Genomic DNA, 21,550 nt, shown 5'->3' on the forward strand with positions numbered 1-21,550 from the left:
CTTTGTGAAGCTCTCGCGACAAAGGTCCCCTCCTCGGGATCAGGCGGTCGCACGATGCTCGGAGAGGCGGCAGGCCCGGAAGCGGCCCTGATGCGTCCGGCCCAAATCCGGACGGTGCCGGGCGCGTGAGATCCGGCGGTCGGCCCATGCAGGCCGAGCCGCACCCATGCACAGGCGTTTCTCAAGGGTGGATGTCGAGCATCGGAGCGGAAGCGGCCGAGGTCGGGGCTCATCGGTCACCGGAAGGCACGCTCACAAGGAGCGGCTTCACCGCCCCGTGGGACCACCTCCGCCCGTCATTCGTGAAATCTGCCGCTACACCCTGGCCCGAACGGGTGCCGGGGCGATCGTCGCGGCCCGTCTCATGGGTGGCGTCATGCCTCCCTCCGTCGGTGTCGCCCTCCCGGCAGATGCGGGACGGCACGGGCAGGAGCGTGATCCCGTCCGCGACCGGCGTCAAGCGGTTATGGAACCGCCGCCGGCGCGTCGGTGCCGAGGCGGGCGGGCTTGGCGCGGATGTCCATGGCGTTGCCGCGCCAGACGATGTCGCGGGCAACCCAGGCCGCGAGCCAGATCGGGATGAAGAGGAGGTCGCGAACCAGGCACGCCAGCGGCCAGCGCCAGGAGTGCGGCCAGCCGTTGCGGGCGGCGAGCCGCCATTCGGCGCCGTACCAGGCGGCGGCCGTCCCGAGCATCGCCGCGAGACCGGCGAGGCTCCCGCCCGCCGCCGGATAAGCGGCGAGCATCGGGACGACGGCGCCGGTTCCGATCTCGGGAGCGAAGAACAGCGGGAAGGTGACGCGACGCAGGCGCGCCCAGCGCAACTGGCGCGACCACACCTCGGCGGCGCGCCGCGGCCCGAGCGGCTGGGCGAAGGGCGAGGCGACGAGGTGGACCTGCCGGCCCATCGCCCGCACCAGCTTGGTCGCCGCGGCATCCTCGGCGATCTCGGCGCCGAGCGCCCGGATGCCGCCTTGGGCCTCCAGCAACGGGCGGTACCAGAGCATGCTCTTGCCCTGGGCGAAGCCGAGGCCCAGGGACTCGCCGACATACTGCCAGCGTGCCTGCAGGGTGTTGAGGAAGGCGCATTCCACCTCGGCCCAGAAGCTGCCCGGACGGGTGCCGATCGGGGTCGAGCAGACGAGGCCGGTCTTCGGCCGCCAGGCGGCGCGCAGGCGCTGGATGTAGTCCGGCGGCATCAGGACGTTCGAATCGGCCAGGATGACCCAGTCGTGGCGCGCCTCGTCCCAGCCGCGGATGCAGTTGTTGAGCTTCGGGTTGTCGCTCACCCGCTCGTCGCCGACGATCAGCCGGGCCGGCACGCCCGGATTGGCGGCGATCAGCCGCTCGACCAGCGGCACGATCGGGTCGGTGGCGCGGGCGACGCAAAAGATCAGCTCGTAATGCGGGTAGGCGAGGCGGAACCCGGAGCCCAGCGTCTCCTCGCTGTAGGTCTCCAGGCCGCAGACCGGCCGCACCACCGTGACAGGTGCATCGGCGAGCCCGGCCGAGGCCGGATCCGGCCGCCCGAGGCGGCGCAGCGCGATGGCGAGGCTCGCGAGGTTGATCAGCGTGAGAGCGAGGCAGATGATGGCGGCGATGCCGGTACCGGTCATGCGGGTCCTCCCGGGCCGGTGCCGACCCGCGCCCTGGCCTCCCCTCAAACAGGCCGGCTGTTGCAACCGTATGACGGTGCAGCATTCCCGCGCCCGCTGTTCCCCCCGGGCATCATCCGTGGCGGCCCACCCTGGACCCCGGCCGCGGCCAGGCTAGATCTTCCCGCACCCGCAACCCGAAGGGCCCGGCATGCCGCTCACCCCCGATCCCCGCCCGACCCTCCAGGCTCCCGACGACGATCCGCATCTCTGGCTCGAGGAGATCGACGGGGAGCGGGCCCTGGCCTGGGTCGAGGCGCAGAACGCCGACACGCTCGCGGCTTATGCGGATGGCCGCTACGCGGCAGACCGCGACGGCCTGAAGGCCGCCCTCGACCGGCCGGACAAGATCCCGGGCGTCACCCGGCGCGGCGGCCTCCTCTACAATCTGTGGCAGGATGCCGGACATCCCCGCGGCCTGTGGCGGCGCACGACGGAAGGCGAGTACCGCAAGGCGGAGCCGGACTGGGACGTGCTCCTCGACCTCGACGCGCTCGCCCGCGACGAGGGCGAGGACTGGGTCTGGAGCGGCGCCGCGAGCCTGCCGGGCAGCCACGCCCGGGCGCTGGTCCAGCTCTCCCGCGGCGGCGGCGACGCGACCGTGGTGCGCGAGTTCGACCTCGAGACCCGCCGCTTCGTCGAGGGCGGCTTCGCGCTGCCGGAAGCCAAGAGCATCCCGGTCTGGCTCGATCCCGACACGCTGCTGCTGGCAAGCCCGCTCGGCGGCCCCGAGCACGCGACGCCCTCAGGGTATGCCCGCACCGTGCGGCTGTGGCGGCGCGGCACCGATCCGCTCGCGGCCCCGGTGATCTTCTCCGCCGGCCCCACCAGCATGGTCGCCTACGGCTACCCCGACCGGGAGGCGACACCCGAACGCCTGGTCTTCGTCGAGCGGACCGGGTTCTTCGACGGCACGGTCAGCCTCGGCGACCGGTCCGGCCCGAAAACCCGCCTCGACATCCCGACCGATGCCGACCCGCATTGGCACCGGGGCTTTCTCGCGGTCCGGACCCGGACGCCGTGGGAGGTGGACGGCACGACCCATCCGGCCGACAGCGTGCTCGGCATCGGGCTCGACGCCTTCCTGGAGGGGGATAGAGGGTTCCAGGTGCTGTTCACGCCCGGCCCGCGCCGGGCGTTGCAGGGCTTCTTCTGGACCGGCGGGCACCTGGTGATCTCGGTCCTCGACGACCTGAAGGCGACCTTCCCGGTCTTCACCCCTTCGGCGGGCGGCTGGGCCGAGAGCCGGGTCGCCGGCCTGCCGGAACTCGGCGTCGTCAGCGTCTGGTCGATGGACGGCGAGGAGGAGGAATCGAACGGCGACCTGATGGTGGCCGCCAACGACCCCGTCACCCCCTCGACCCTGCTCACCACCCGGCCCGACCTCGCCGCCCCGACGCTCCTGAAGCAGGCCCCCGCCCTGTTCGAGGCCGAGGGCCTGGTGGTGACCCGGCACGAGGCGGTGTCGAGCGACGGCGAGCGCATCCCTTACGTCCAGGCCGGCCCGCCGGGGGAGACCGGCGAGGCACCGGTGCATCTCTCCGGCTATGGCGGCTTCCAGGTCACGAACCTCGCCGGCTACTCGGCGGTGCTCGGCCGGCTCTGGCTCGCCAAGGGCGGCACACGGGTAGTGGCCAACATCCGCGGCGGCGGCGAATTCGGCACCCGCTGGCACGAGGCCGGGCGGCGCGAGGGCAAGGCGCTCACCCACGACGATTTCGCGGCGGTGGCCGCCGACCTGGTTCGCCGCGGCGTGACGCGGCCCGGCCGCATCGCCGCCGAGGGCGGCTCGAACGGGGGCCTCCTGATCGCCAACATGCTGACGCGCTACCCCGAGCGCTTCGGCGCGCTGTTCTGCACCGTGCCGCTGATCGACATGCGGCGCTACACCAAGCTTCTGGCCGGCGCGAGCTGGATCGCCGAGTACGGCGACCCGGACGACCCGGCGGACTGGACCTTCCTGCAAAAGATCTCGGCCTATCACGTGGCAGACGCCGGCAAGCCCTACCCGCCGATCCTGATCGCCACGACGCGGCGCGACGACCGGGTGCATCCGGGCCACGCCCGCAAGATGGCGGCCAAGCTCCAGGCCCTCGGCTACGACGCCCGCTTCTACGAGCCCGAGGCCGGCGGCCATTCCCACGGCAAGAACAGCGCCGAGACCGCCGCCTTCGCGGCCCTCGGTGCCGCCTTCCTGCGGCGGGCGATCGGCTGGGAGCCGGAGGTGGCCGGGACCTGATCGTTCCTGCACAGGAAGACCAGCGCGCTGATGCATCGCCACGTCGATGCATCAGCGTTCGGCGCATCGGCGCCGGCGCCCCTCCGGGCTTAGCCAGCGCCTTCGAACAAGTCTGTTCGAAGGCGCTGCGGTATGAAAGCCGGGAACTTGAGCGCGGCGCGCACGTCTTCCCGGCAGCGAAGCGTGGCATATCGCCTCTGCGTCCTGCCGGATAAGGAATTCTTCACGATGCGCGCCGCAGCAACCCTCCTCGTCACCCTTTGCGTGGTCGGGGCCAACGAGGCGCGGGCCGGGATCCTGATTCGGGTCGACAAGGCCACCCAGCGGATGACCGTGACGCGGGACGGGACGACGCTCTACGACTGGCCGGTCTCCACCGGGATGGCCGGCTACAGCACGCCCCGGGGCGCCTTCTCGCCCTCGCGCATGGTGGTCGATTACCGCTCGCGCGAATGGGACGACGCGCCGATGCCGCACGCGATCTTCTTCACCGGCCGCGGCCACGCCATCCACGGCAGCAGCCATACCGGCCGCCTCGGCACCCCCGCCTCGCACGGCTGCGTGCGCCTCGCGCCGGGCAAGGCCGCGACGCTCTACGCCCTCGTCAAGGCGGAGGGCATGGGCAACACCCGGGTGGTGATCGGCGGCGACGAGACCGCCATCGCCGGCCGGGCGACGCCGCGCCGGGAGGCCCGGATGCGCCGGGAGCGCCTCGATCAGGACGGCTTCACGCGGACGACCCGCGCCTCGCGCGGCCGCTCCACCGATCCCTGGGGCGACGCCGGCTGGCAGCCGGTCGGGGCGACCTACCCGTCGCCCTACGGCGCGACGTCCTACTCCTACGGTCCGTCGTACTGATTCCGGCCGGGTTGCCGGAAGCGGCCCCGCGCGACACCTAGAGGGCGTCGCGCCGCCGCCAGGGAGCAGGCTTTCGGATGCGCAGCCTGTTCGTCCTGATGTCCATCGCGGTCGCCCTCGGCTTCGTGGTCAGCGGGCTCATCAACGGCCTCGACGACCGGGCGCTCGCCCGCAGCGAGCGCGAGGCGCAGAGGCGGGTCGGCGTCGCGGTGGCGGATTACGCCCGCCGGCTCGGCCTGTCGCAGGACTGGGCCGCCTATTGCCGGGCCGAGACCCGACGCAAGCTCGCCACCTACCCGAAGGACGGCTCGATCCCGTTCGGCCTGCGCTATTCCAGCGCCGGCACCGAGGACGTCGAGCGGGCGATCCGCGAGCGCGAGACCTACGAGCGCCAGGACCAGATCCTGTGCCTGGCACAGCTGCCCGCGAGCCTGCGCGACCAGGCGGCGCCGTAGACCCTTACAAACCGTATCGTGCGAAGGCCGCGCGCTCGTCGAGGACCGCCAGCGCGCCCTCGACCGCCGCGAGGCCGACCGCCCCCGGCTCGCGCCGGCGCAGCAGGCGGGCGAGGAGGCCGCCGCGGACCTGCTCGACGAGGGGCAGCCGCACCGTGTCGCCGAAGCGGGCGCGCAGGATCGAGCGGACGTCGCCGTGGCCGTCGACGAGGCCCAGCGCCAGGCCCTGGCGCCCGGTCCAGACCGCGCCGGAGAAGAGCTCGTCGGGATCGCCCTTGAGGCCGGGCCGGCGGCTCTGGACCAGCTCGGTGAACATGGCCTGCACGTCGGCCTGGATGGTCCTGAGGCGGGCGACGTCGTCCGGGTTCTCGGGCCGGAACGGGTCGAGCATCGCCTTGGCCTTGCCGGCGGTGTGGACCCGGCGCTCGACGCCGAGGCGCTCGATCAGCCCGGTGAAGCCGAACCCCGCCGAGACCACCCCGATCGAGCCGACCAGGGAGGACGGATCGCAGTAGATCTCGTCCGCCGCGCAGGCGATCATGTAGCCCCCGGAGGCCGCGACGTCCTCCACGAAGGCGAGGACCGGCACCCCGGCCTCGGCGGCGAGCGCCCGGATGCGGCGGAAGATCAGGTGCGACTGCGCCGCCGAGCCGCCCGGCGAGTTGATGACCAGCGCCACCGCCCGGATGCCCTTCATGCCGAAGGCCCGCTCCAGCGCCGGGGCGCAGGCACCGAGCGACAGGCCGGGCCGCAGGGGCGAGACCGCCCCGATGGCGCCGCTCAGGCGCACGACCGGCACCACCGGATGGCGGCGGGCGAGGGCCGCGGGCAGGAGGGCGCGCAGGGCGGCGAGGGGCCGGAACGGCATGGCGGGGCGGGGTCTCCGAGGGCGGACCTGACAGGTAAGCGGAGCGCGGGGCCCCGGCAAGCGAGCCCGGGTGCCGCAGGCTGGCGGGCGTCCCGAGCCGGAAAGCCGCTCATCCCGGAAGACCTGCACCGGCCCGGCAAGTCGATCCGAAGTTTTTCACAGGCATCGATTGAAGCGGGGCTGGGCGGATCTAGATGGATGCCGCAGCGCCCCTCGGTCGTCGGGCGGGCGTCCCGCCGCTCCATCATCGGCGGGAACCAGTCTCGTTGCCACTGCAGAGCCGCGGTGCCGGCGGTGAGCGCCGCGCCGCCCGAGGGAGATCGACACGATGCGCGCCCTTCGATGGATCAGCCTGGTCCTGACCTTGTTCGTCGCCGGGCTCGGGCTCGGCACCAGCCGCAGCTCCGCCGCTGCCCTGCCGAGCGCCGGCGCCCTCGCGGCCGAAGCCAGCGCCGCCGCGCCGCTGGTCGACAAGGCCTATTACTATCGCCGCTATTACCGCTACCGGCCGTACCGCCGCTACTACGGCTACCGACCCTACCGGCGGTACTACTACCGCCCGCATTACCGCCGCTACTATCGCCCCTATTATCGGCCGTACTACCGCCGGATCTACGGCCCGCGCTTCTACTTCTAGAGCGTTTTCCGGCGACGTAGATATCCGTTCGTCGTGGAAGACGTGGCAAAATAACAGACTTGGCGCAGCGCCCGATCGCACCGCGATCGGGCGCTGCTCTCGTCCGGGCCCTCGCAGCGCAGCCCCGGCAACCACGGACGTTCCGATCCGCGGCTGGCCAGTGCAGGGAGGGCGGCCGCGGCCCTTGATCGGGACACGCACCGCCCACGTACGGGCGGATCTCGGCACAGTCGAGATGAGATCGTCCGCAACCCTATCCAAATGCCCGCCGATCGACGATGGCGCGACCGTCCAACGGACCGCGTCTTGCCTGCCTTCGGATCGATTTCTGCATGATATTGTACCATTATTTATTGAATAGATCGACATTAAAAAGTATTTGCTGTAATCATCCGCCTGTCAGTAATTTATCGAACAACAAATATGAAGCTAAGAAGCGCAGCGCGTCCGATTTTTGTCAAAATATTCAGTTCATTCTCATCCCGGGAAAGAAATCCATCGGTACATCGCGGCTGCGCAATCCTGCCCCGACCTACGTCGCACCGCTCAGCAGAGCCGATTGGACCGATCGTGATAGGACTACATTCCTTTCTCCACCGCCTTAGTTCTGGAACGTCCGTTTACTCACGGTTAAGCGCGAAAACCCCATCCTGGTTTGAGAAAAAGACCGATTCGGTTTTCGAAATTGGGGAGCCCTCGGCTCCCCGTGCCGCGGGAGTCGGCCCCTGGGGCTGAACGACGTGCGCCGCGGGAGGTGGGCAGATGGACGTACTCGTCATCGACGACAGCCAGGCGGTGCTGAACCAGATCCAGCGGCTGCTGGAACACGACCTGCAGGTGGTCACCTCCATCTTCCTCAATCCGCTCCTGGCCCTCGAGGAGGCGCGGATGCGCGCCTTCGACCTCGTATTGGTCGACTTCACCATGCCCGAGATGGACGGGGTGTCGGTGATCCGCCAGTTGCGGGCGATCACGCATTACTCCCAGGTGCCGATCGTCATGTTCACCAGCGAGGTGAGCGACGCGGTCCGCATCGGTGCCCTCGATGCAGGCGCCACCGACTTCCTCGACAAGCGGATGGGCCGCGTCGAGCTGAAGGTCCGGCTGCGCAACCTGGTGCGGCTGGCCACCGCCGTGCGCCGCCTCGACGACCAGGCCTCCTGGCTCGCCGGCGAGATCGAGAAGGCGGTGCGGACGCTGCGCGAGCGCGAGGCGGAGATCATCTTCCGCCTCTCGCTGGCCGTGGAATACCGGGACAACGACACCGGCGATCATACCTGGCGCGTCGCCCGCTACAGCCAGATCATGGCCGAGGCCCTGGGGCTCGACGCCGATTTGTGCCGCCGCGTCTACCTGGCGGCCCCGCTCCACGACGTCGGCAAGGTGGCGATCCCGGACGGCGTGCTGCTCAAGCCGGGCCGCCTCGACGAGGAGGAATTCGCCCTGATCCGCACCCATGCGGCGATCGGCAAGCGCATCCTGGGCGGCAGCAATTGCGAGCTCATCGGCCTCGCGGCGGAGATCGCCGAGTCCCACCACGAGCGTTGGGACGGCCGCGGCTATCCGCAGGGCCTGTCCGGCGAGGCGATCCCCCTGGCGGCCCGGATCGTCGCCGTGGCCGACGTGTTCGACGCGCTGACCTCCCAGCGGCCCTATAAGGCGGCGATGCCCCTCGACGAGGCGCGGGCCTGCATCGAGGCGGAGAGCGGCCGCCATTTCGATCCGGCCTGCGTCGCCGCCTTCCTGTCGCGCTGGGACGACATCGTGACGGTCGGCGCCGCCGCCACGGCCTCGGCACGCTTGCGCGACCTCCCGTTCCGGATCGAGCCCTGGGCCCGGGTGCCGTCCCTGCCCCGGGAGGTACCCGCGGGGGCCGCCTCCACGCCGCACCAGGACGAGGCGGCCTGAGGCGGGCTTATGCCAGCCCGCTCATGCATCGACACGTCGATGCATGAGCGTTCGGCGCACCAGCGCCTGGCGCCTGCGGCGCAGGCCCATTCGGGCTTGGCCAGCGCCTTCGGACAAGTCTGTTCGAAGGCGCCGCGGTATCACCCGGCGGGGTCCGGCAGTTGCGGCAGCCAGGCGGCCCCCTCTCCCACCAGGAATTCCCAGAACGCCTGGCCGGCGGGGCTCAGCACCTTGTCCGCCCGGCGCACCGCGAACCAGTCGCGGCGGATCGGCAGTCCCTCGACGTCGAGGAGCACCAGGCGGCCATCCGCCACCTCGGCCGCGACGGTGTGTCCCGAGATCAGCGCGATGCCGAGGCCTGCCATCACGGTCTGCTTGATGGTCTCGTTCGAGCCGCTGTCGATGCCGATGCGGGCGCGCCGGATCAGCAGGCCGGTCATGAACTCCTCGAACACCGTGCGGGTGCCCGAGCCGTATTCGCGCACCAGGAACGGCTCCTCGGCCAGCTCGGCCCGGGTCAGGCCGGGCCGCCCGGCGAAGCGGTGGCCGGGGGCGGCGATCACCACCAGGGGATGGGGCCCGAAGCTCTCGGCGGTGACGGGCAGGTCCCGTGGCGGGCGGCCCATCAGGGCGAAATCGACGCGGTAGTCGCGCAGGGACTCGACGGTGGCACCGCGGTTGCCGACCACGAGGTCGATCTCGATCCCCGGATGGGCCTGCGCGAAGCCGCCGACGATCCGGGGCGCGAAGTACTTCGCGGTCGAGACCACGCCCAGGGAGACCCGGCCGCCGCTCCCGCCGCGCAGGGTCCTCAGCCGCTCGGTGCAGGTCTCCAGCACGGTGCCGATGCTGTCGATGGCCCAGAGCAGCTCGCGGCCGGCATCGGTGGGTTTCAGGCCCGCGTGGGTCCGGTCGAACAGGAGCAGCCCGATCTCGTCCTCGAGCCCCTTGATCCGTGCCGTCAGGGCGGCCGGGGTCACGTTCAGCTCCTGGGCCGCCCGGGTCATGGTGCCGAGCCGCGCGATCGCCGCGACGGCATGGAGCTGCTTGAGCGAGAGGTTGCGTATGCGGTCCTGCGCCATCCGCTCCTCGGCCGGCGATCGTGGAAAGGATCCGTTCGACATCGCCACGGATATCCGCGCATCCCGTACTTCGGGACAGGGTGACGGCGCTACCCCGGGGCGCCTAAGCTGGCGGTCAGCGGAGACGGACGACGCCCCTGAGAGGCATGGACAGGCTCGGAGACAGGACATGCTTCTGAGCGCCCGCACCGAAGCGACGCTGCCGCGACGGGAGCCGGCCGTCGGCCCGGTGGTCGCAGCCATCGCGGCCGCCGCCGCCGCGACCGCCGGCGCGCTCGCGGACGCCGTCCCGGGTCATCCTGAGGGCGTGGCCCGGCGCCTGTTCGCGGAAGCGCTGGGCGGGGCCGACGTCGCGGCGATCGCCTGGCCCGACCGGGAGGAGCCCGAGCCGCGCCGGCGCGGCGCCGCCCTCGTCCTGGCGCTGACCCCCCTCGAGGGGGCGGACGACCTCGACGGCGGCATGCCGGCGGGCACCATCTTCTCGCTGCGCCCCGCCGGCACCGACCCCGCGGACGCCTTCCGGGCCTCCGGCCGAACGCAGGTGGCGGCAGGCTTCGTCACCTACGGCCCGCGCACCTTGCTGACCCTGACCGACGGCACCGCGACCACCACCCGGATCCTCGATCCCCGGAGCGGCGCCTTCCGGCCTCCGGTCTCCCTGTGCATCCGGGAGACGAGCCCCCGGGGCGGGCCCGACGCGACCCGCCGCGGCGAGACCGCCCCCACCGACTGGACCTCCTCCCTCGCCTCGCTCTCGGCGGGCGCCCAGCGGGTGCTGACCCATGGCGGGCTGCATCTCCGCCCGGCCGATATCGGCCACGACCGCGATGCCGGCGGCGTGCGCCTCGTCCACGCCGCCGCCCCGGTCGCCCTGGCGATCGAGGCCGCCGGCGGGACCGCCACGGACGGGCGCGGCCGCGCGATCCTCGACCTCGCCACCGACGACCTGCACCGGCGCACGCCGCTGGCCGTCGGCTCGCCCCGGGAGGTGGCGAGCCTGCTGCGCCGGCTCGACGCCGCCCGCGACGCCGGCGGCTCGCCGCTCTTCGCCCCCCGCGGGCTCCTGCGGGCCTGACCGGCGTGTCGGCCCTCCATCCCATCGTATCGGTGACCGGCTCGTCCGGCTCCGGCACCACCTCGGTGCGCAACACCTTCGACCAGATCTTCCGCCGCGAGGGCGTCGAGGCGGCCTTCATCGAGGGCGACGCCTTCCACGCCTTCGACCGGGCGGCGATGCGCGAGGCGATGGCCCGCGAGCCGACCCTGAGCCATTTCGGCGAGCGGGCGAACCTGCTGGCCGAACTCGAGGCGGTGTTCCACGAATATGGTGCCACCGGCCGCGGCCGCACCCGCCACTACGTGCACGATGCCGAGGACGCCGCACGCTTCGGGGCCGAGCCCGGCACCTTCACGCCTTGGGAGGACTTCACCGAAGGCTCGGACCTGCTGTTCTACGAGGGCCTGCACGGCGCGCTGGTCACCGACACCCTCGACATCGCCGCGCATGCCGACCTGAAGATCGGCGTGGTGCCGGTGATCAACCTCGAATGGATCCAGAAGCTCCACCGCGACAAGGCCGCCCGCGGCTACTCGATCGAGGCGGTGACCGACGTGATCCTGCGGCGGATGCCCGACTACGTCACCACCATCTGCCCGCAATTCACCAACACCGACATCAACTTCCAACGGATCCCGACGGTCGACACCTCGAACCCGTTCGTCGCCCGCTGGATCCCGACCGCCGACGAGTCGATGGTGGTGATCCGATTCCGCGACCCGAAGGGCATCGACTTCCCCTACCTGATCTCGATGATCGCCGGCAGCTTCATGTCGCGGGCGAACTCGGTGGTGATCCCCGGCGGCAAGCTCGACTTGGCGATGCAGCTGATCCTGACCCCGATGATCCTGCGCCTGGTCGAGCGCCGGCGCCGCCTGCTCTGATCCGCGCGGCGCCTCGCGGATCAATCGGGAACCGCACGACGGCATGCCCACGACCTCGGCTTGTACTCGGGGCAGGATGGCGTAAGAGTCCGGCCATCCGACGTGCCTCAGGGGGAAGGCACCTCGCGTTCTCGGGCATCCCGGTGCCCGGCGCGTGACCTTGGCGAGTGACCATGGCGAGTGACGGGGCCAACCGTGAGGCGCAGGAAACCGGGAACGGCCGGGCGGAGCTGCCGTACCGGCTGCGGCAGCAGGCGCTGCTGGGCGCCTTTGCCCGGATGGCGCTGCAGACCCGCGACCTCGACGCGCTCCTGCGCCGCGCGAGCGAGCTCTGCGCCGAGGGCCTAGGCGCCACGTGCTGCCAGGTGCTGGAGTACCGCGCCCGCGACCACGCCTTCGTGATCCGGGCCTGTACCGGCCTCGAACCCGACCTCGTCGGGACGGACGTCGCGGCGGGGGACGAGGCCACGCCGGCCTCCTACGCCTTCCGCACCGGCGCCGGCGTGCTCGCCAACGGCATCCAGGCCGGGGGGCATGACGGGGGGCGCTTCCACCTGCCGGAGGGCCTGGCGCCCCCCGGCCTCTGCCACGCGGTCAACGTGCCGATCGCGCTCGGGGACGAGAGCCGGCGCGCCTACGGCGTGCTCGAGGCCTGGGGGACCGAGGGCCACGGCTTCGACCGGGCCGACCAGGAATTCCTCGCGGGCTTCGCCGGGCTGATCGGCATCGCGGTCGAGCGCCACCAGGGCGATGCGCGCCTGCGCGACGCCCTCGACCATCAGGTCCAGCTGACCCGGGAGATGAGCCACCGGGTCAAGAACAGCCTCGGGGTCGTGGCGGGCCTGCTCCGCCTCCAGGCGCGCGACGCCCATTCCGACGAGGTGCGCCACGCCCTCGAGGATGCCGGCGCGCGCATCGCCACGGTGGCGGAGGTGCACGACCACCTCTGGCGCGGCATCCACCAGCTCGGCATGGTCGAATTGGCGGATTTCCTGCGCGAGCTGGTGGCCAAGCTCCAGGAGGAGGCGCCGGGCCATGGGCTCGCCTGCGAGGCCGACCCGAAGGTGATCAGCGCCGACCAGGCGATCCCGATCGGCCTCGTGGTCAACGAGCTGGTGACCAACGCGGTCAAGCACGCCTACCCGCAGGGCACCGGGCCGGTGCGGGTCTCCCTCGCGGTCAGGCCCGACGGCCTGCGCCTCGCCGTCCGCGACGAGGGCATCGGCCTGCCGCCGGGCTTCGACGTGTCGATGCGCCAGCGCTCGCTGGGCCTCAAGATCATCGCCAGCCTGATCCGTCAGCTCGACGGGCGCCTCGGCATCGAGGGCGGCGGGCCCGGGGCGCATTTCGTGCTGGACATTCCCTTGGCCTGACCCCTTGGCCTGAACCCTTGGCCTTGACCGTCGCGACCGGCGGCGGGAGGCGCCGCCGCGTCGCACTCACGTCCGGCTCGGGGTCAGAACCGGGCGATCGCCTGCACCCGCACGGTGCGCGGCGCGCCGGTCACGAGGTTGGTGTTGCCGTCGGCGGTGGCCATGTCGCGCCGGTCGAACAGGGTCTCGAACCGCTCGGGCGGGGAGACCGCGAGGCCCGCCGTCAGGCCGGTGCACTGTCGCCGGCAGGCGGAAGGTACGAGACGCTGTAGCTGGCATAGGCCGAGAGGGTGTCCCACGGCTTCAGCACCGCGCCGATCCGCGGCGAGACGAGGTTATCGGTCCGCGCACCGGTGGCGAGGCTGCGCCGGTCGGTCGAGGCGAAATCGAAGGGGTCGTAGCGCACACCGCCGATCAGCTGGAGGTGCTGGCCGATCTCGACCCGGTCCTGGGCATAGACCGCCGCGGGGAGAGATGCTGGCATGCTCGCCGGATCGATCGACGTAACCGCCCGGACAGGTCTTCAGGCGGCCCTGACCGGTCGTACCGGGGCGTGGCTCTCCTCCGCCACCGGCGGCAGCGCGTCCATCACCCGGCTGGCGGGGAAGGTCACGATCACCTCGGTGCCCTCCCGCGGGCGCGACTTCAGCTGGAAGCCGCCGCCATGCAGGTCGACGAGGCCCTTCACGATCGGCAGGCCGAGGCCCGACCCCTGCTCGGCGGTCTTGATCGCGAGGGATCCGCGGCCGAAGGAGGACATCACGGTGGGAATCTCGTCCTCGGGGATGCCAGGGCCGGTATCCTTCACGCTGACATACTGCCCCCCCGACGAGGTCCAGCCGACCTTGATGGTGATCTCGCCCCCCGGCGGCGTGAACTTGATCGCGTTCGACAGGATGTTGAGCACGATCTGGCGCAGGGCCCTCTCGTCGGCCCAGAGCCGCGGCAGGGTGGGGTCGATCAGCTCGCGGAAGGTCTGGTTCTTGGCCCGCGCCCGCAGGCCCATCATGTGCCGCCCCTCCTCGACCACGTAGGCGAGCTGGAGGGCCTCCTCGTTGAGCTCGTAGCGCCCGGCCTCGATGCGCGAGAGGTCGAGGATCTCGTTGATGAGGTTGAGGAGGTGCAGGCCGCTGTCGTGGATGTCGGTGGAGTATTCCTGGTAGGAGGCCGAGGCGTGCGGGCCGAACACCTCGTTCTTCATCACCTCCGAGAAACCCAGAATGGCGTTGAGCGGCGTGCGCAGCTCGTGGCTCATGGTGGCGAGGAAGCGCGACTTGGCGAGGTTGGCCTCCTCGGCGCGCCGGCGCGCCTCGTCGGAATTGGCCTTGGCCTGCTCCAATTCGCCGAAGATCGCGTCCTTCTCGGCCCGCGACTGCAGCGCCGCGACCGTCGAGGCGTGCAGGTGGTTCGATAGGAACAGGAAGAACAGCTGCGCGCAGACCGCCATGCCGACGAGCAGGACCGATTCCGCCTCCAGCGACAGGCATAGCAGCGCCCCGGTGGCGGCGCAGAGCGGCAGGAGGCCCGCATAGGCCGCGAGCGGCACCGTGGCGGCCAGCATCGTGGTCACCGCGGCCACGATGACGAGGACGAACATCACGAAGGTGCGGGCGTTCGCGGCCTCGACCTGGACCAGCATCAGGACCAGGAGCGCCCAGGCGACGCTCTGGACCATCTCGCCCACGATCACCCGCCGGCGCGAGGCCCGCAGCGAGAGCGCATCCGGGTCCTGCTGCAGGAAGGAGCGGGACAGGGCGGTGTTGGCCCCGACGACGAGGAGCACGCCGGCGCACCAGGCCCCGCCCATGAGGGCGGGCGCCCAGAACACGGAGGCCGCGGCGATGCAGCAGGCGAGCACGACCAGCGGCAGGAAGGCACCGATCCGGTACTGGGCGTAGACGCGCAAAAGCTCGTAGTCGAAGGCGCGCTCGAGGCCGATCGACGAGGTCAGCCGCTCGCGGGCGGAGCGCACGTCCCGGGCGACCTTGCGCCGCCGGGCTGCCTCCTCCGCCGTCGGGCCGCGCCCGCGCTGAACCATTTCCGCCGTGACTTCGGACATCGCGCTCGGGTCGTGCCGCTCCCTCGCCGCCGCGGACCGTCGGCCGGTCCGGGAGACGGTGGTGGAAAATCGTTAAGGTCCCCCTGCCGAAACCCCACGAATGCGACGCACCGGTCCGTCCCGCCCTGCCGCTGCGGCACGCGAGACCGGGTGCGCTGGCGCACATCGGCCATGCTTGCCGAGGATGCAGGAGCAGCCGCACACAAGCAGGACTGGAACCATTCCAGCCTCTCGTCGGAAGCGCACGATGACGAAGCTCACCCTCAACGGCCGGACCTACGAGGTCGACGCCGATCCCGAGATGCCGCTCCTCTGGGCGATCCGCGACCACCTCAACCTCACCGGCACCAAGTATGGCTGCGGCATCGCGCAGTGCGGCGCCTGCACGGTCCATCTCGACGGGCAGCCGGTGCGCTCCTGCCAGACCCGTCTCGGCGATGTCGGCGATGCGAAGATCACCACGATCGAGGGGATCTCGGGTCCGGTGGCCGAGGCGGTGCGAACCGCGTGGCGCCAGCTGGACGTGGTGCAGTGCGGCTACTGCCAGTCGGGCCAGATGATGTCGGCGATCGGCCTGCTCACCGAGAACAGGAAGCCGAGCGACGCCGACATCGACGCCGCCATGGACGGCAACGTCTGCCGCTGCGGCACCTACCAGCGCATCCGCGCGGCGATCCACGACGCCGCCCGCTCCCTCGCCTGACCGGGACGCCGCCATGCTGAACCACAGACTCAAAGACCGCGACGCCGGCACCTCGTCCCGCCGCGCCTTCCTGCGCGGCACCGCCGCCGCCGGCGGCGCCCTGGTGATCGGGCTCACCCTCGATCCCAGAGGCACGCGGGCCGCGGGCGGCCCCGACCTGTCCAAGGCCCCGGCCAAGCCGAACGCCTTCGTGCGCATCGCCGCCGACGACACCGTGTCGGTGGTGATCAAGCACCTCGATATGGGCCAGGGCAACACGACCGGCCTCGCCACCATCGTGGCCGAGGAGCTCGACGCCGACTGGGCACAGATGCGCGCCGTCTTCGCCCCGGCCGATGCCAGCCTCTACAACAACCTCGCCTTCGGGCCGATCCAGGGCACCGGCGGCTCGACCGCGGTGGCGAATTCCTGGATCCAGCTGCGCAAGGCGGGGGCTGCCGCCCGCGCGATGCTGGTCGCCGCGGCCGCCGAGGAGTGGACGGTTCCGGCGGGCGAGATCACGGTCGAGAAGGGCGTGCTGCGCCATGCGAGCGGCAAGGAGGCCCGGTTCGGTGCCTTCGCGGCCAAGGCCGCATTGCAGCCGATCCCCGAGAACCCGACGCTGAAGGACCCCTCCGCCTTCCGGCTGATCGGCACGAAGCTGCCCCGGCTCGATTCGAACGCGAAGACCGACGGCAGCGCCCAATACGCCCTCGACGTGCGCCGGCCGGGCCAGCTCACGGCCCTCGTCGCCCGGGCGCCCCGCTTCGGCGCGACGCTGAAGAGCGTGGACGATGCGGCCGCCAGGGCGGTGCCGGGTGTCGTGCAGGTCGTGCGGATCCCGAGCGGCGTCGCGGTGGTGGCGCGTGACACCTGGTCGGCGATGAAGGGCCGCGAGGCCCTGAAACTCACCTGGGACGATGCCGGCGCCGAGCGGCAATCCACGGAATCGCAAACGGCCGCCTACAAGGCGATGGCCGACAAGCCGGGCCTCGTCGCCTCGAAGAGCGGCGACGCCGCCGGCGCCATCAAGGGCGCGGCCAAGGTGCTGGAGGCGGAGTTCAGCTTCCCCTACCTGGCCCACGCCCCGATGGAGCCGCTCAACGCCACGATCGAGCGGGCGGCGGACGGCTCCTACGACATCTATGCCGGCTCGCAGTTCCAGACGATCGAGCAGGCGGTGGCGGCCGGCATCCTCGGCACCACCGCCGACAAGGTCCGCATCACCACCCTATGGGCCGGCGGCTCCTTCGGCCGGCGCGCCACGGCGTCCGCCGACTACATCGCGGAGGCCGCCGCGATCCTGAAGGCCACCGGCGAGAAGGCCCCGATCCACCTCGTCTGGACCCGCGAGGACGACATCACCGGCGGCTATTACCGCCCGGCCGCCTATCACCGCATCCGCGCCGGTCTCGATGCCAAGGGGGCGATCACGGGGTGGGAGCACCGCATCGTCGGCAAGTCGATCATCATCGGCACCGCCCTCGAGGCAATGATGGTGAAGGACGGGGTCGACGCGACCACGGTCGAGGGCGCCTCCGACACCCCCTACGCCCTGCCGGCCTACCGGTTCGAGGTCCACAATGCCCGCGAGGGCGTGCCGGTCCTGTGGTGGCGCTCGGTCGGGCACTCGCACACCGCGCAGGCGATGGAGGTGTTCATCGACGAGCTCGCCCATGCGGCGGGCCAGGATCCGGTGGCCTACCGCCTCGGCCTGCTCCGCCAAGCGCCCCGGCTCTCCGCCGCCCTCGCGCTGGCCGCCGAGAAGGCGGGCTGGAGCGCCCGCGAGACGAAGCCGGGACGCGGCTACGGCGTCGCCGCGCACGAGTCGTTCGGCTCCTACGTGGCGATGGTGGCCGACGTTTCGGCGGAGGCCGGCAAGGTGAAGGTGAACCGCATCGTCGCGGCGGTCGATGTCGGCGTGGCGGTGAACCCGGACATCATCCGGGCCCAGGTCGAGGGCGCGGTCGGCTTCGCGCTCTCGGCGGTCCTGCGCAACAAGATCACCTTCAAGGACGGCGAGGTGCAGGAGAAGAACTTCGACGCCTACGAGCCGACCCGGATGAGCGAGATGCCGAAGGTCGAGGTCCACATCGTGCCCTCGGCCGCCGCCCCCACCGGCATCGGCGAGCCCGGCGTGCCGGTCTTAGGTCCGGCGATCTCGAACGCGGTGTTCGCCGCCACCGGGCAGCGGCTGCGCTCGCTGCCCCTCGATCTCACGGCGCTTCGTGGCGTGTGATCGCGCCCTGCGGCGCTTCGTGGCGTGTGATCGCGCCCTGCGGCGCTTCGTGGCGTGTGATCGCGCCCTGCGGCGCTCCGGGGCGTGTGATCGCGCACCACACCCTTAACCCCCGCCCTATATGAAGGGCATGACTTCCAGTTTTGGACCCGAGACGACTTCAGGGTGCGGCGCGAGCCGCACCCTTTTTTCATCCGCGCCGGACTTCGCCGCGACCGCCGAGCGGGTGCGCGCCTGCCGGCTGTGCCGCGACGCGCCGTTTCACGGCCCACCGCTCCCGGTCGAGCCGCGGCCGATCGTGCAGGGCACCTCCCGCGCCCGGATCTGCATCGCCAGCCAAGCGCCGGGCAACAGGGCCTTCCAGAGCGGGCGGCCGTTCCAGGATCCCTCGGGCACGCGCCTGCGTGCCTGGCTCGGCCTCGACGAGCCGGCCTTCTACGATCCCGACCTGGTGGCGATCGTGCCGATGGGCGCCTGCTTTCCCGGCCACGACGCCAAGGGCGGCGACCTGCCGCCGCGGCGCGAATGCGCCGAGACCTGGCGCGCGCCCCTGCTCGCCGGGCTGCCTGACCTCGAGCTGATCCTGCTGATCGGGCAATACGCGCAGGCCTGGCATCTCGGCCGCCAGCCCGGCGGCCTCACCGGCACGGTGGCGCGCTGGCGCGAGATCTTCTCGGAGCCTCAGCGGCCGCGCCTGCTGCCGCTGCCGCACCCGTCCTGGCGCAACACGCCGTGGCTCAGGAAACATCCGTGGTTCGAGGCGGAGCTGTTGCCGGTACTGCGGATGGAGGTGGCGCGGCTGGCCGGGCGGGCTTGATTCCGGAGCGCAGTCCCATGATGGGTGCATAGAGTTTCGACCGCATCGGAGGTCCCTTGCCCGAGCCCATCAGCCCCCGCGACCGCCTGATCGTCGCCCTCGACATGGCGAGCACCGACGAGGCCGAGCGCCTGATCGACCGGATCGGCGACGCCGCGAGCTTCTACAAGATCGGCTACCGCCTCGGCTATGCCGGCGGCCTGCCCCTCGCCGAGCGGCTGGTCCGGGGCGGGCGCAAGGTCTTCCTCGACCTCAAGCTCCACGACATCGGCAACACCGTCGAGGAGGGGGTGCAGTCGCTCGCCGGGATCGGCGCCACCTTCCTCACGGTGCACGCCTATCCGCAGACCATGCGGGCGGCGGCAGCGGGGCGCGACAAGGCGGGGACCGGCCTGAAGATCCTCGGCGTCACGGTGCTCACCTCCTACGACGACGCCGATGCGCGGGAGGCCGGCTACGCGCTGACGGTCGCCGACCTCGTCGCCGTGCGGGCCGCCGCCGCCAAGGCGATCGGCATCGACGGCATCGTCTGCTCGGCGGCCGAGGCCGCGCAGGTGCGGGCCATCGTCGGGCCCGACCGGCTGATCGTCACCCCGGGCATCCGGCCGGCCGGCGCCGCGACCGGCGACCAGAAGCGGGTCGTGACCCCCGCCGAGGCGATGCGGGCCGGGGTCGACCACGTCGTGGTCGGCCGGCCCATCACCGGGGCCGCCGACCCGCGCGACGTCGCCCGCCGCATCGTCGACGAGATGGCGGCAGCGCTCTAAGCAGATTTCGCAAAAGTGGTCGCCGGTTTTGCGACAAAAATCTGCGACCAAACAAGAACCTGAGCGGACGAAGCGTTGGCTTGCCACCGCAAGTCTGCTTAGAACCGCGAAGCCTGACAAAAATGGGAGGAGCCGCATGGCGAAGGGATACTGGGTCGGCCGCGTCGATGTCTCGAAGCCCGAGGCCTACAAGAACTACGTCGCGGCCAACGGCGCCGCCTTCGCCAAGTTCGGCGGGCGCTTCCTGGTGCGCGGCGGCTCTTTCGAGGCGGTGCTCGGATCGAGCCGCGCGCGCAACGTGGTGATCGAGTTCCCGAGCTACGACCAGGCGCTGGCCTGCTGGAACTCGCCCGAGTACCAGGCCGCCCGCGCCAAGCAGGAGGGCGGCGCCGAGATCGATCTGATCGTGATCGAGGGCTATGACGGGGTCCAGCCCGGCGAGGGATGAGGCGCGCCGCCTGATCCGATCCGGGCATCTCTTCGGCACATCCGCCGAAGGGGCCGCCCGCCCGCGCGGTCGGCAGGGCGGGCCCATCTCCGGCCTTGCCCCGCCGACGATCCGTTCGCGCGTCCCGGCTTCGCGACGGGCTCGTCCCGTCCGGCGCGGCAGTCAAAGCTGCGATCGGATCGCCGGCCCGATGCCGTCGAAATAATCGGGGTTGAGGTCGGCGATGTCGCCGAGATCGGCGAGCAGGCCACCGACATGCGCGCCCATCCGGCGCGCCGCCTCTTCCGGGTCGCGGGACGCGATGGCGTCGCGCACCGCGCCGTGCTCGTCGACGACGCGGGTGAAGCGGCCGGCCTGCGGCAGGGTGAGGCGCCGGAACCGGTCGACCTGCACCTTCACCTGCTGGACCTGGCGCCAGATGCCCGGATAGCCGGCGGCCTGGGCGACGCCGGCGTGGAACGCCTCGTCGGCCTGATGGAACGCCTCGGGGTCGCCCTCGCAGGTCGCCGCCAGGACCGCCATCGCCCGGTCGATCGCCGCCAGCCCCGCCGCCCCGCCCCGCTCGGCGGCGAGCCGCGCGCTCGTCTCCTCGAGGGAGCGACGGATGATGATCGCCTCGGGCAGGTCGGCATAGGGGATCAGGGCCACGAAGGTCCCCGATTGCGGGAAGATCGCGACCAGGCCTTCCTCGGCGAGCTTCAGCACCGCCTCGTGCACCGGCGTGCGGCTGACGCCGTACTGGCGCGCCAGTTCCTTCTCGTTGATCGGGTCGCCCGGGCACATCTCCAAGGAGGCGATGCGGGCGCGCAGCTCCTGCCGGATCACCGCGGAGGCCGTCGGCGGCCGCTCGGTGTCGCGGCTCGGCATGCGGTTCTGCGCCTTGCGCGGGCTCGTGCGGATGGCGTCCATTGTCATGCCCCTCACCCGCGGCGCGTTGTCGTCGCGCCGGTCCCGGAGGGCCTCCCTGCGGCACAGCCTAGCCTGATATATCAGGTATGCAACTCCCCCGTGCTGCGGCCGGGCTTTCCTTCGTGCGGGGCTAGGACCTGCCCTGCGCCGGGCGCGGCTTGACCGGGCCGGAGCGGGTGCCACCTCCGGGTCAGGGTTCACGATGTACCCCGGAGCGGCGGACGGAGCGGCGGATGATCGACTGTCATGACCGGCCCATCCCGAACGGCCGCCCGGCCGCCGGCATCAGGCGCTGAGCCGGCGATGGCGACGCGCGGATCGTCGGGTCGGGGCTGGCGCAGGATCCTGCGCCTCCTCCTCACGGTGGTGCCACCCCTGGTCGGGGTGGTGCTGATCGGCCAGGCCGTGGTCGTGTCGATCGGCGGCGACATCCGCCGCTGGGAATTCGTGCTGGGGGCGGCCTGCCTGTGCCTGACCTTTGCCGGGCGGCTGGTGCCGAAGGAGTGATACCAACGGTCGTTGAAAACGACCTTTGGTTCCGTTCTCGAGTTTTCGCCAAGCGTCTGGCTTGGTGTCGAAAATTCGAGATGGGTCAACGGTCTGATGCGTCAGC

General features: G+C 71.5%; 21 protein-coding genes. 14 read left to right on the forward strand and 7 right to left on the reverse strand.

Annotation, left to right across the window (positions count from 1 at the left end; genetic code table 11):
• Positions 1-464: 464 nt before the first annotated feature.
• Complete coding sequence (locus tag VQ03_RS17365; protein ID WP_048452154.1) at positions 465-1,616, reverse strand: ceramide glucosyltransferase; 1,152 nt, start codon at positions 1,614-1,616, stop codon at positions 465-467.
• A gap of 190 nt (positions 1,617-1,806) precedes the next feature.
• Between VQ03_RS17365 and VQ03_RS17370 the strand changes: the two genes are divergently transcribed.
• The 3 genes from VQ03_RS17370 (at position 1,807) to VQ03_RS17380 (ending at position 5,207) form a co-directional block, all read left to right on the forward strand.
• A complete protein-coding gene (locus VQ03_RS17370) occupies positions 1,807-3,894 on the forward strand; it encodes a prolyl oligopeptidase family serine peptidase (protein ID WP_048452155.1) in 2,088 nt (695 codons plus the stop codon).
• Positions 3,895-4,122: 228 nt separating this feature from the next.
• Positions 4,123-4,752 carry a L,D-transpeptidase gene (locus VQ03_RS17375; RefSeq protein WP_048452180.1) on the forward strand — a complete coding sequence of 210 codons (630 nt, stop codon included), beginning with the start codon at positions 4,123-4,125 and terminating at the stop codon, positions 4,750-4,752.
• A gap of 77 nt (positions 4,753-4,829) precedes the next feature.
• The gene (locus tag VQ03_RS17380) at positions 4,830-5,207 is read left to right on the forward strand and encodes a hypothetical protein (protein ID WP_048452156.1); all 378 of its coding nucleotides are present in this window, start codon (positions 4,830-4,832) and stop codon (positions 5,205-5,207) included.
• 4 nt (positions 5,208-5,211) lie between these two features.
• On the opposite strand, the gene VQ03_RS17385 is transcribed toward VQ03_RS17380, so the two are convergent.
• Positions 5,212-6,075 carry a S49 family peptidase gene (locus tag VQ03_RS17385; protein ID WP_048452157.1) on the reverse strand — a complete coding sequence of 288 codons (864 nt, stop codon included), beginning with the start codon at positions 6,073-6,075 and terminating at the stop codon, positions 5,212-5,214.
• A gap of 328 nt (positions 6,076-6,403) precedes the next feature.
• On the opposite strand from VQ03_RS17385, the gene VQ03_RS17390 reads away from it, so the two are divergent.
• Together VQ03_RS17390 and VQ03_RS17395 are read left to right on the forward strand one after the other, a co-directional pair.
• Positions 6,404-6,712 (forward strand): hypothetical protein, encoded by a 309-nt coding sequence (locus VQ03_RS17390; RefSeq protein WP_245292112.1) that lies wholly within the window; start codon positions 6,404-6,406, stop codon positions 6,710-6,712.
• Between the two features lie 762 nt (positions 6,713-7,474).
• A complete protein-coding gene (locus VQ03_RS17395) occupies positions 7,475-8,620 on the forward strand; it encodes an HD domain-containing phosphohydrolase (protein WP_048452158.1) in 1,146 nt (381 codons plus the stop codon).
• Positions 8,621-8,760: 140 nt separating this feature from the next.
• Here VQ03_RS17395 and VQ03_RS17400 read toward each other — a convergent pair whose 3' ends face one another.
• The gene (locus VQ03_RS17400; RefSeq protein ID WP_048452182.1) at positions 8,761-9,687 is read right to left on the reverse strand and encodes a LysR family transcriptional regulator; all 927 of its coding nucleotides are present in this window, start codon (positions 9,685-9,687) and stop codon (positions 8,761-8,763) included.
• A 184-nt stretch (positions 9,688-9,871) separates the two neighbouring features.
• Here VQ03_RS17400 and VQ03_RS17405 point away from each other — a divergent pair, with 184 nt between their 5' ends.
• The 3 genes from VQ03_RS17405 to VQ03_RS17415 all read left to right on the forward strand — a co-directional run bounded on the left by VQ03_RS17405 (position 9,872) and on the right by VQ03_RS17415 (position 13,016).
• The gene (locus VQ03_RS17405; RefSeq protein ID WP_048452159.1) at positions 9,872-10,777 is read left to right on the forward strand and encodes a hypothetical protein; all 906 of its coding nucleotides are present in this window, start codon (positions 9,872-9,874) and stop codon (positions 10,775-10,777) included.
• 5 nt (positions 10,778-10,782) lie between these two features.
• Positions 10,783-11,643, forward strand: coding sequence for a phosphoribulokinase (locus VQ03_RS17410; protein WP_048452160.1), 861 nt, complete (start codon positions 10,783-10,785; stop codon positions 11,641-11,643).
• 173 nt (positions 11,644-11,816) lie between these two features.
• Positions 11,817-13,016, forward strand: coding sequence for a sensor histidine kinase (locus tag VQ03_RS17415; protein WP_048452161.1), 1,200 nt, complete (start codon positions 11,817-11,819; stop codon positions 13,014-13,016).
• An 83-nt stretch (positions 13,017-13,099) separates the two neighbouring features.
• Here the strand turns inward: VQ03_RS17415 and VQ03_RS34650 are convergent, their stop codons facing one another.
• Genes VQ03_RS34650 through VQ03_RS17425 form a run of 3 tightly spaced genes read right to left on the reverse strand, consistent with a single transcriptional unit; the run spans position 13,100 to position 15,075 of the window.
• Entirely contained in the window at positions 13,100-13,315 is a 216-nt protein-coding gene (locus VQ03_RS34650; protein WP_157064146.1) for a hypothetical protein, read from the reverse strand.
• On the reverse strand, positions 13,240-13,500 hold the full coding sequence (locus tag VQ03_RS17420; protein ID WP_048452162.1) for a TonB-dependent receptor domain-containing protein: 261 nt from the start codon (positions 13,498-13,500) through the stop codon (positions 13,240-13,242). The genes VQ03_RS34650 and VQ03_RS17420 overlap by 76 nt, the downstream gene beginning before the upstream one ends.
• A gap of 39 nt (positions 13,501-13,539) precedes the next feature.
• Positions 13,540-15,075 carry a sensor histidine kinase gene (locus tag VQ03_RS17425; protein WP_048452163.1) on the reverse strand — a complete coding sequence of 512 codons (1,536 nt, stop codon included), beginning with the start codon at positions 15,073-15,075 and terminating at the stop codon, positions 13,540-13,542.
• 247 nt (positions 15,076-15,322) lie between these two features.
• Here VQ03_RS17425 and VQ03_RS17430 point away from each other — a divergent pair, with 247 nt between their 5' ends.
• From VQ03_RS17430 to VQ03_RS17450, 5 genes are all read left to right on the forward strand, one after another.
• Positions 15,323-15,778: a (2Fe-2S)-binding protein gene (locus VQ03_RS17430; protein WP_048452164.1), complete on the forward strand. Its 456-nt coding sequence runs from the start codon at positions 15,323-15,325 to the stop codon at positions 15,776-15,778.
• 13 nt (positions 15,779-15,791) lie between these two features.
• Positions 15,792-17,996, forward strand: a complete 2,205-nt coding sequence (locus VQ03_RS17435) for a xanthine dehydrogenase family protein molybdopterin-binding subunit (protein WP_048452165.1) — start codon at positions 15,792-15,794, stop codon at positions 17,994-17,996.
• Positions 17,997-18,126: 130 nt separating this feature from the next.
• Entirely contained in the window at positions 18,127-18,813 is a 687-nt protein-coding gene (locus VQ03_RS17440) for a uracil-DNA glycosylase family protein (protein ID WP_083468064.1), read from the forward strand.
• A gap of 56 nt (positions 18,814-18,869) precedes the next feature.
• On the forward strand, positions 18,870-19,580 hold the full coding sequence (gene pyrF, locus VQ03_RS17445) for an orotidine-5'-phosphate decarboxylase (protein WP_048452167.1): 711 nt from the start codon (positions 18,870-18,872) through the stop codon (positions 19,578-19,580).
• 136 nt (positions 19,581-19,716) lie between these two features.
• Complete coding sequence (locus tag VQ03_RS17450; RefSeq protein ID WP_048452168.1) at positions 19,717-20,028, forward strand: DUF1330 domain-containing protein; 312 nt, start codon at positions 19,717-19,719, stop codon at positions 20,026-20,028.
• A gap of 162 nt (positions 20,029-20,190) precedes the next feature.
• Here the strand turns inward: VQ03_RS17450 and VQ03_RS17455 are convergent, their stop codons facing one another.
• Positions 20,191-20,943, reverse strand: coding sequence for a GntR family transcriptional regulator (locus VQ03_RS17455; RefSeq protein WP_245292113.1), 753 nt, complete (start codon positions 20,941-20,943; stop codon positions 20,191-20,193).
• Positions 20,944-21,240: 297 nt separating this feature from the next.
• On the opposite strand from VQ03_RS17455, the gene VQ03_RS17460 reads away from it, so the two are divergent.
• Positions 21,241-21,444, forward strand: a complete 204-nt coding sequence (locus tag VQ03_RS17460) for a hypothetical protein (protein WP_048452170.1) — start codon at positions 21,241-21,243, stop codon at positions 21,442-21,444.
• Positions 21,445-21,550: the final 106 nt, after the last annotated feature.

It is taken from the genome of Methylobacterium tarhaniae (assembly GCF_001043955.1).
GTDB classification, from domain to species: Bacteria; Pseudomonadota; Alphaproteobacteria; order Rhizobiales; family Beijerinckiaceae; genus Methylobacterium; species Methylobacterium tarhaniae.

Bases quoted from the DNA above. Each gene is read 5' to 3' on its own strand.
- VQ03_RS17440 (WP_083468064.1), top strand. From the start codon at position 18,127: ATGACTTCCAGTTTTGGACCCGAGACGACTTCAGGGTGCGGCGCGAGC.
- VQ03_RS17390 (WP_245292112.1), top strand. From the start codon at position 6,404: ATGCGCGCCCTTCGATGGATCAGCCTGGTCCTGACCTTGTTCGTCGCC.
- VQ03_RS17395 (WP_048452158.1), top strand. From the start codon at position 7,475: ATGGACGTACTCGTCATCGACGACAGCCAGGCGGTGCTGAACCAGATC.
- VQ03_RS17455 (WP_245292113.1), bottom strand. From the start codon at position 20,943: ATGACAATGGACGCCATCCGCACGAGCCCGCGCAAGGCGCAGAACCGC.
- VQ03_RS17420 (WP_048452162.1), bottom strand. From the start codon at position 13,500: ATGCCAGCATCTCTCCCCGCGGCGGTCTATGCCCAGGACCGGGTCGAG.
- VQ03_RS17370 (WP_048452155.1), top strand. From the start codon at position 1,807: ATGCCGCTCACCCCCGATCCCCGCCCGACCCTCCAGGCTCCCGACGAC.
- VQ03_RS17430 (WP_048452164.1), top strand. From the start codon at position 15,323: ATGACGAAGCTCACCCTCAACGGCCGGACCTACGAGGTCGACGCCGAT.
- VQ03_RS17375 (WP_048452180.1), top strand. From the start codon at position 4,123: ATGCGCGCCGCAGCAACCCTCCTCGTCACCCTTTGCGTGGTCGGGGCC.
- VQ03_RS17450 (WP_048452168.1), top strand. From the start codon at position 19,717: ATGGCGAAGGGATACTGGGTCGGCCGCGTCGATGTCTCGAAGCCCGAG.
- VQ03_RS17385 (WP_048452157.1), bottom strand. From the start codon at position 6,075: ATGCCGTTCCGGCCCCTCGCCGCCCTGCGCGCCCTCCTGCCCGCGGCC.
- VQ03_RS17405 (WP_048452159.1), top strand. From the start codon at position 9,872: ATGCTTCTGAGCGCCCGCACCGAAGCGACGCTGCCGCGACGGGAGCCG.
- VQ03_RS17380 (WP_048452156.1), top strand. From the start codon at position 4,830: ATGCGCAGCCTGTTCGTCCTGATGTCCATCGCGGTCGCCCTCGGCTTC.
- VQ03_RS17415 (WP_048452161.1), top strand. From the start codon at position 11,817: ATGGCGAGTGACGGGGCCAACCGTGAGGCGCAGGAAACCGGGAACGGC.
- VQ03_RS17460 (WP_048452170.1), top strand. From the start codon at position 21,241: ATGGCGACGCGCGGATCGTCGGGTCGGGGCTGGCGCAGGATCCTGCGC.
- VQ03_RS17425 (WP_048452163.1), bottom strand. From the start codon at position 15,075: ATGTCCGAAGTCACGGCGGAAATGGTTCAGCGCGGGCGCGGCCCGACG.
- VQ03_RS17365 (WP_048452154.1), bottom strand. From the start codon at position 1,616: ATGACCGGTACCGGCATCGCCGCCATCATCTGCCTCGCTCTCACGCTG.
- VQ03_RS17435 (WP_048452165.1), top strand. From the start codon at position 15,792: ATGCTGAACCACAGACTCAAAGACCGCGACGCCGGCACCTCGTCCCGC.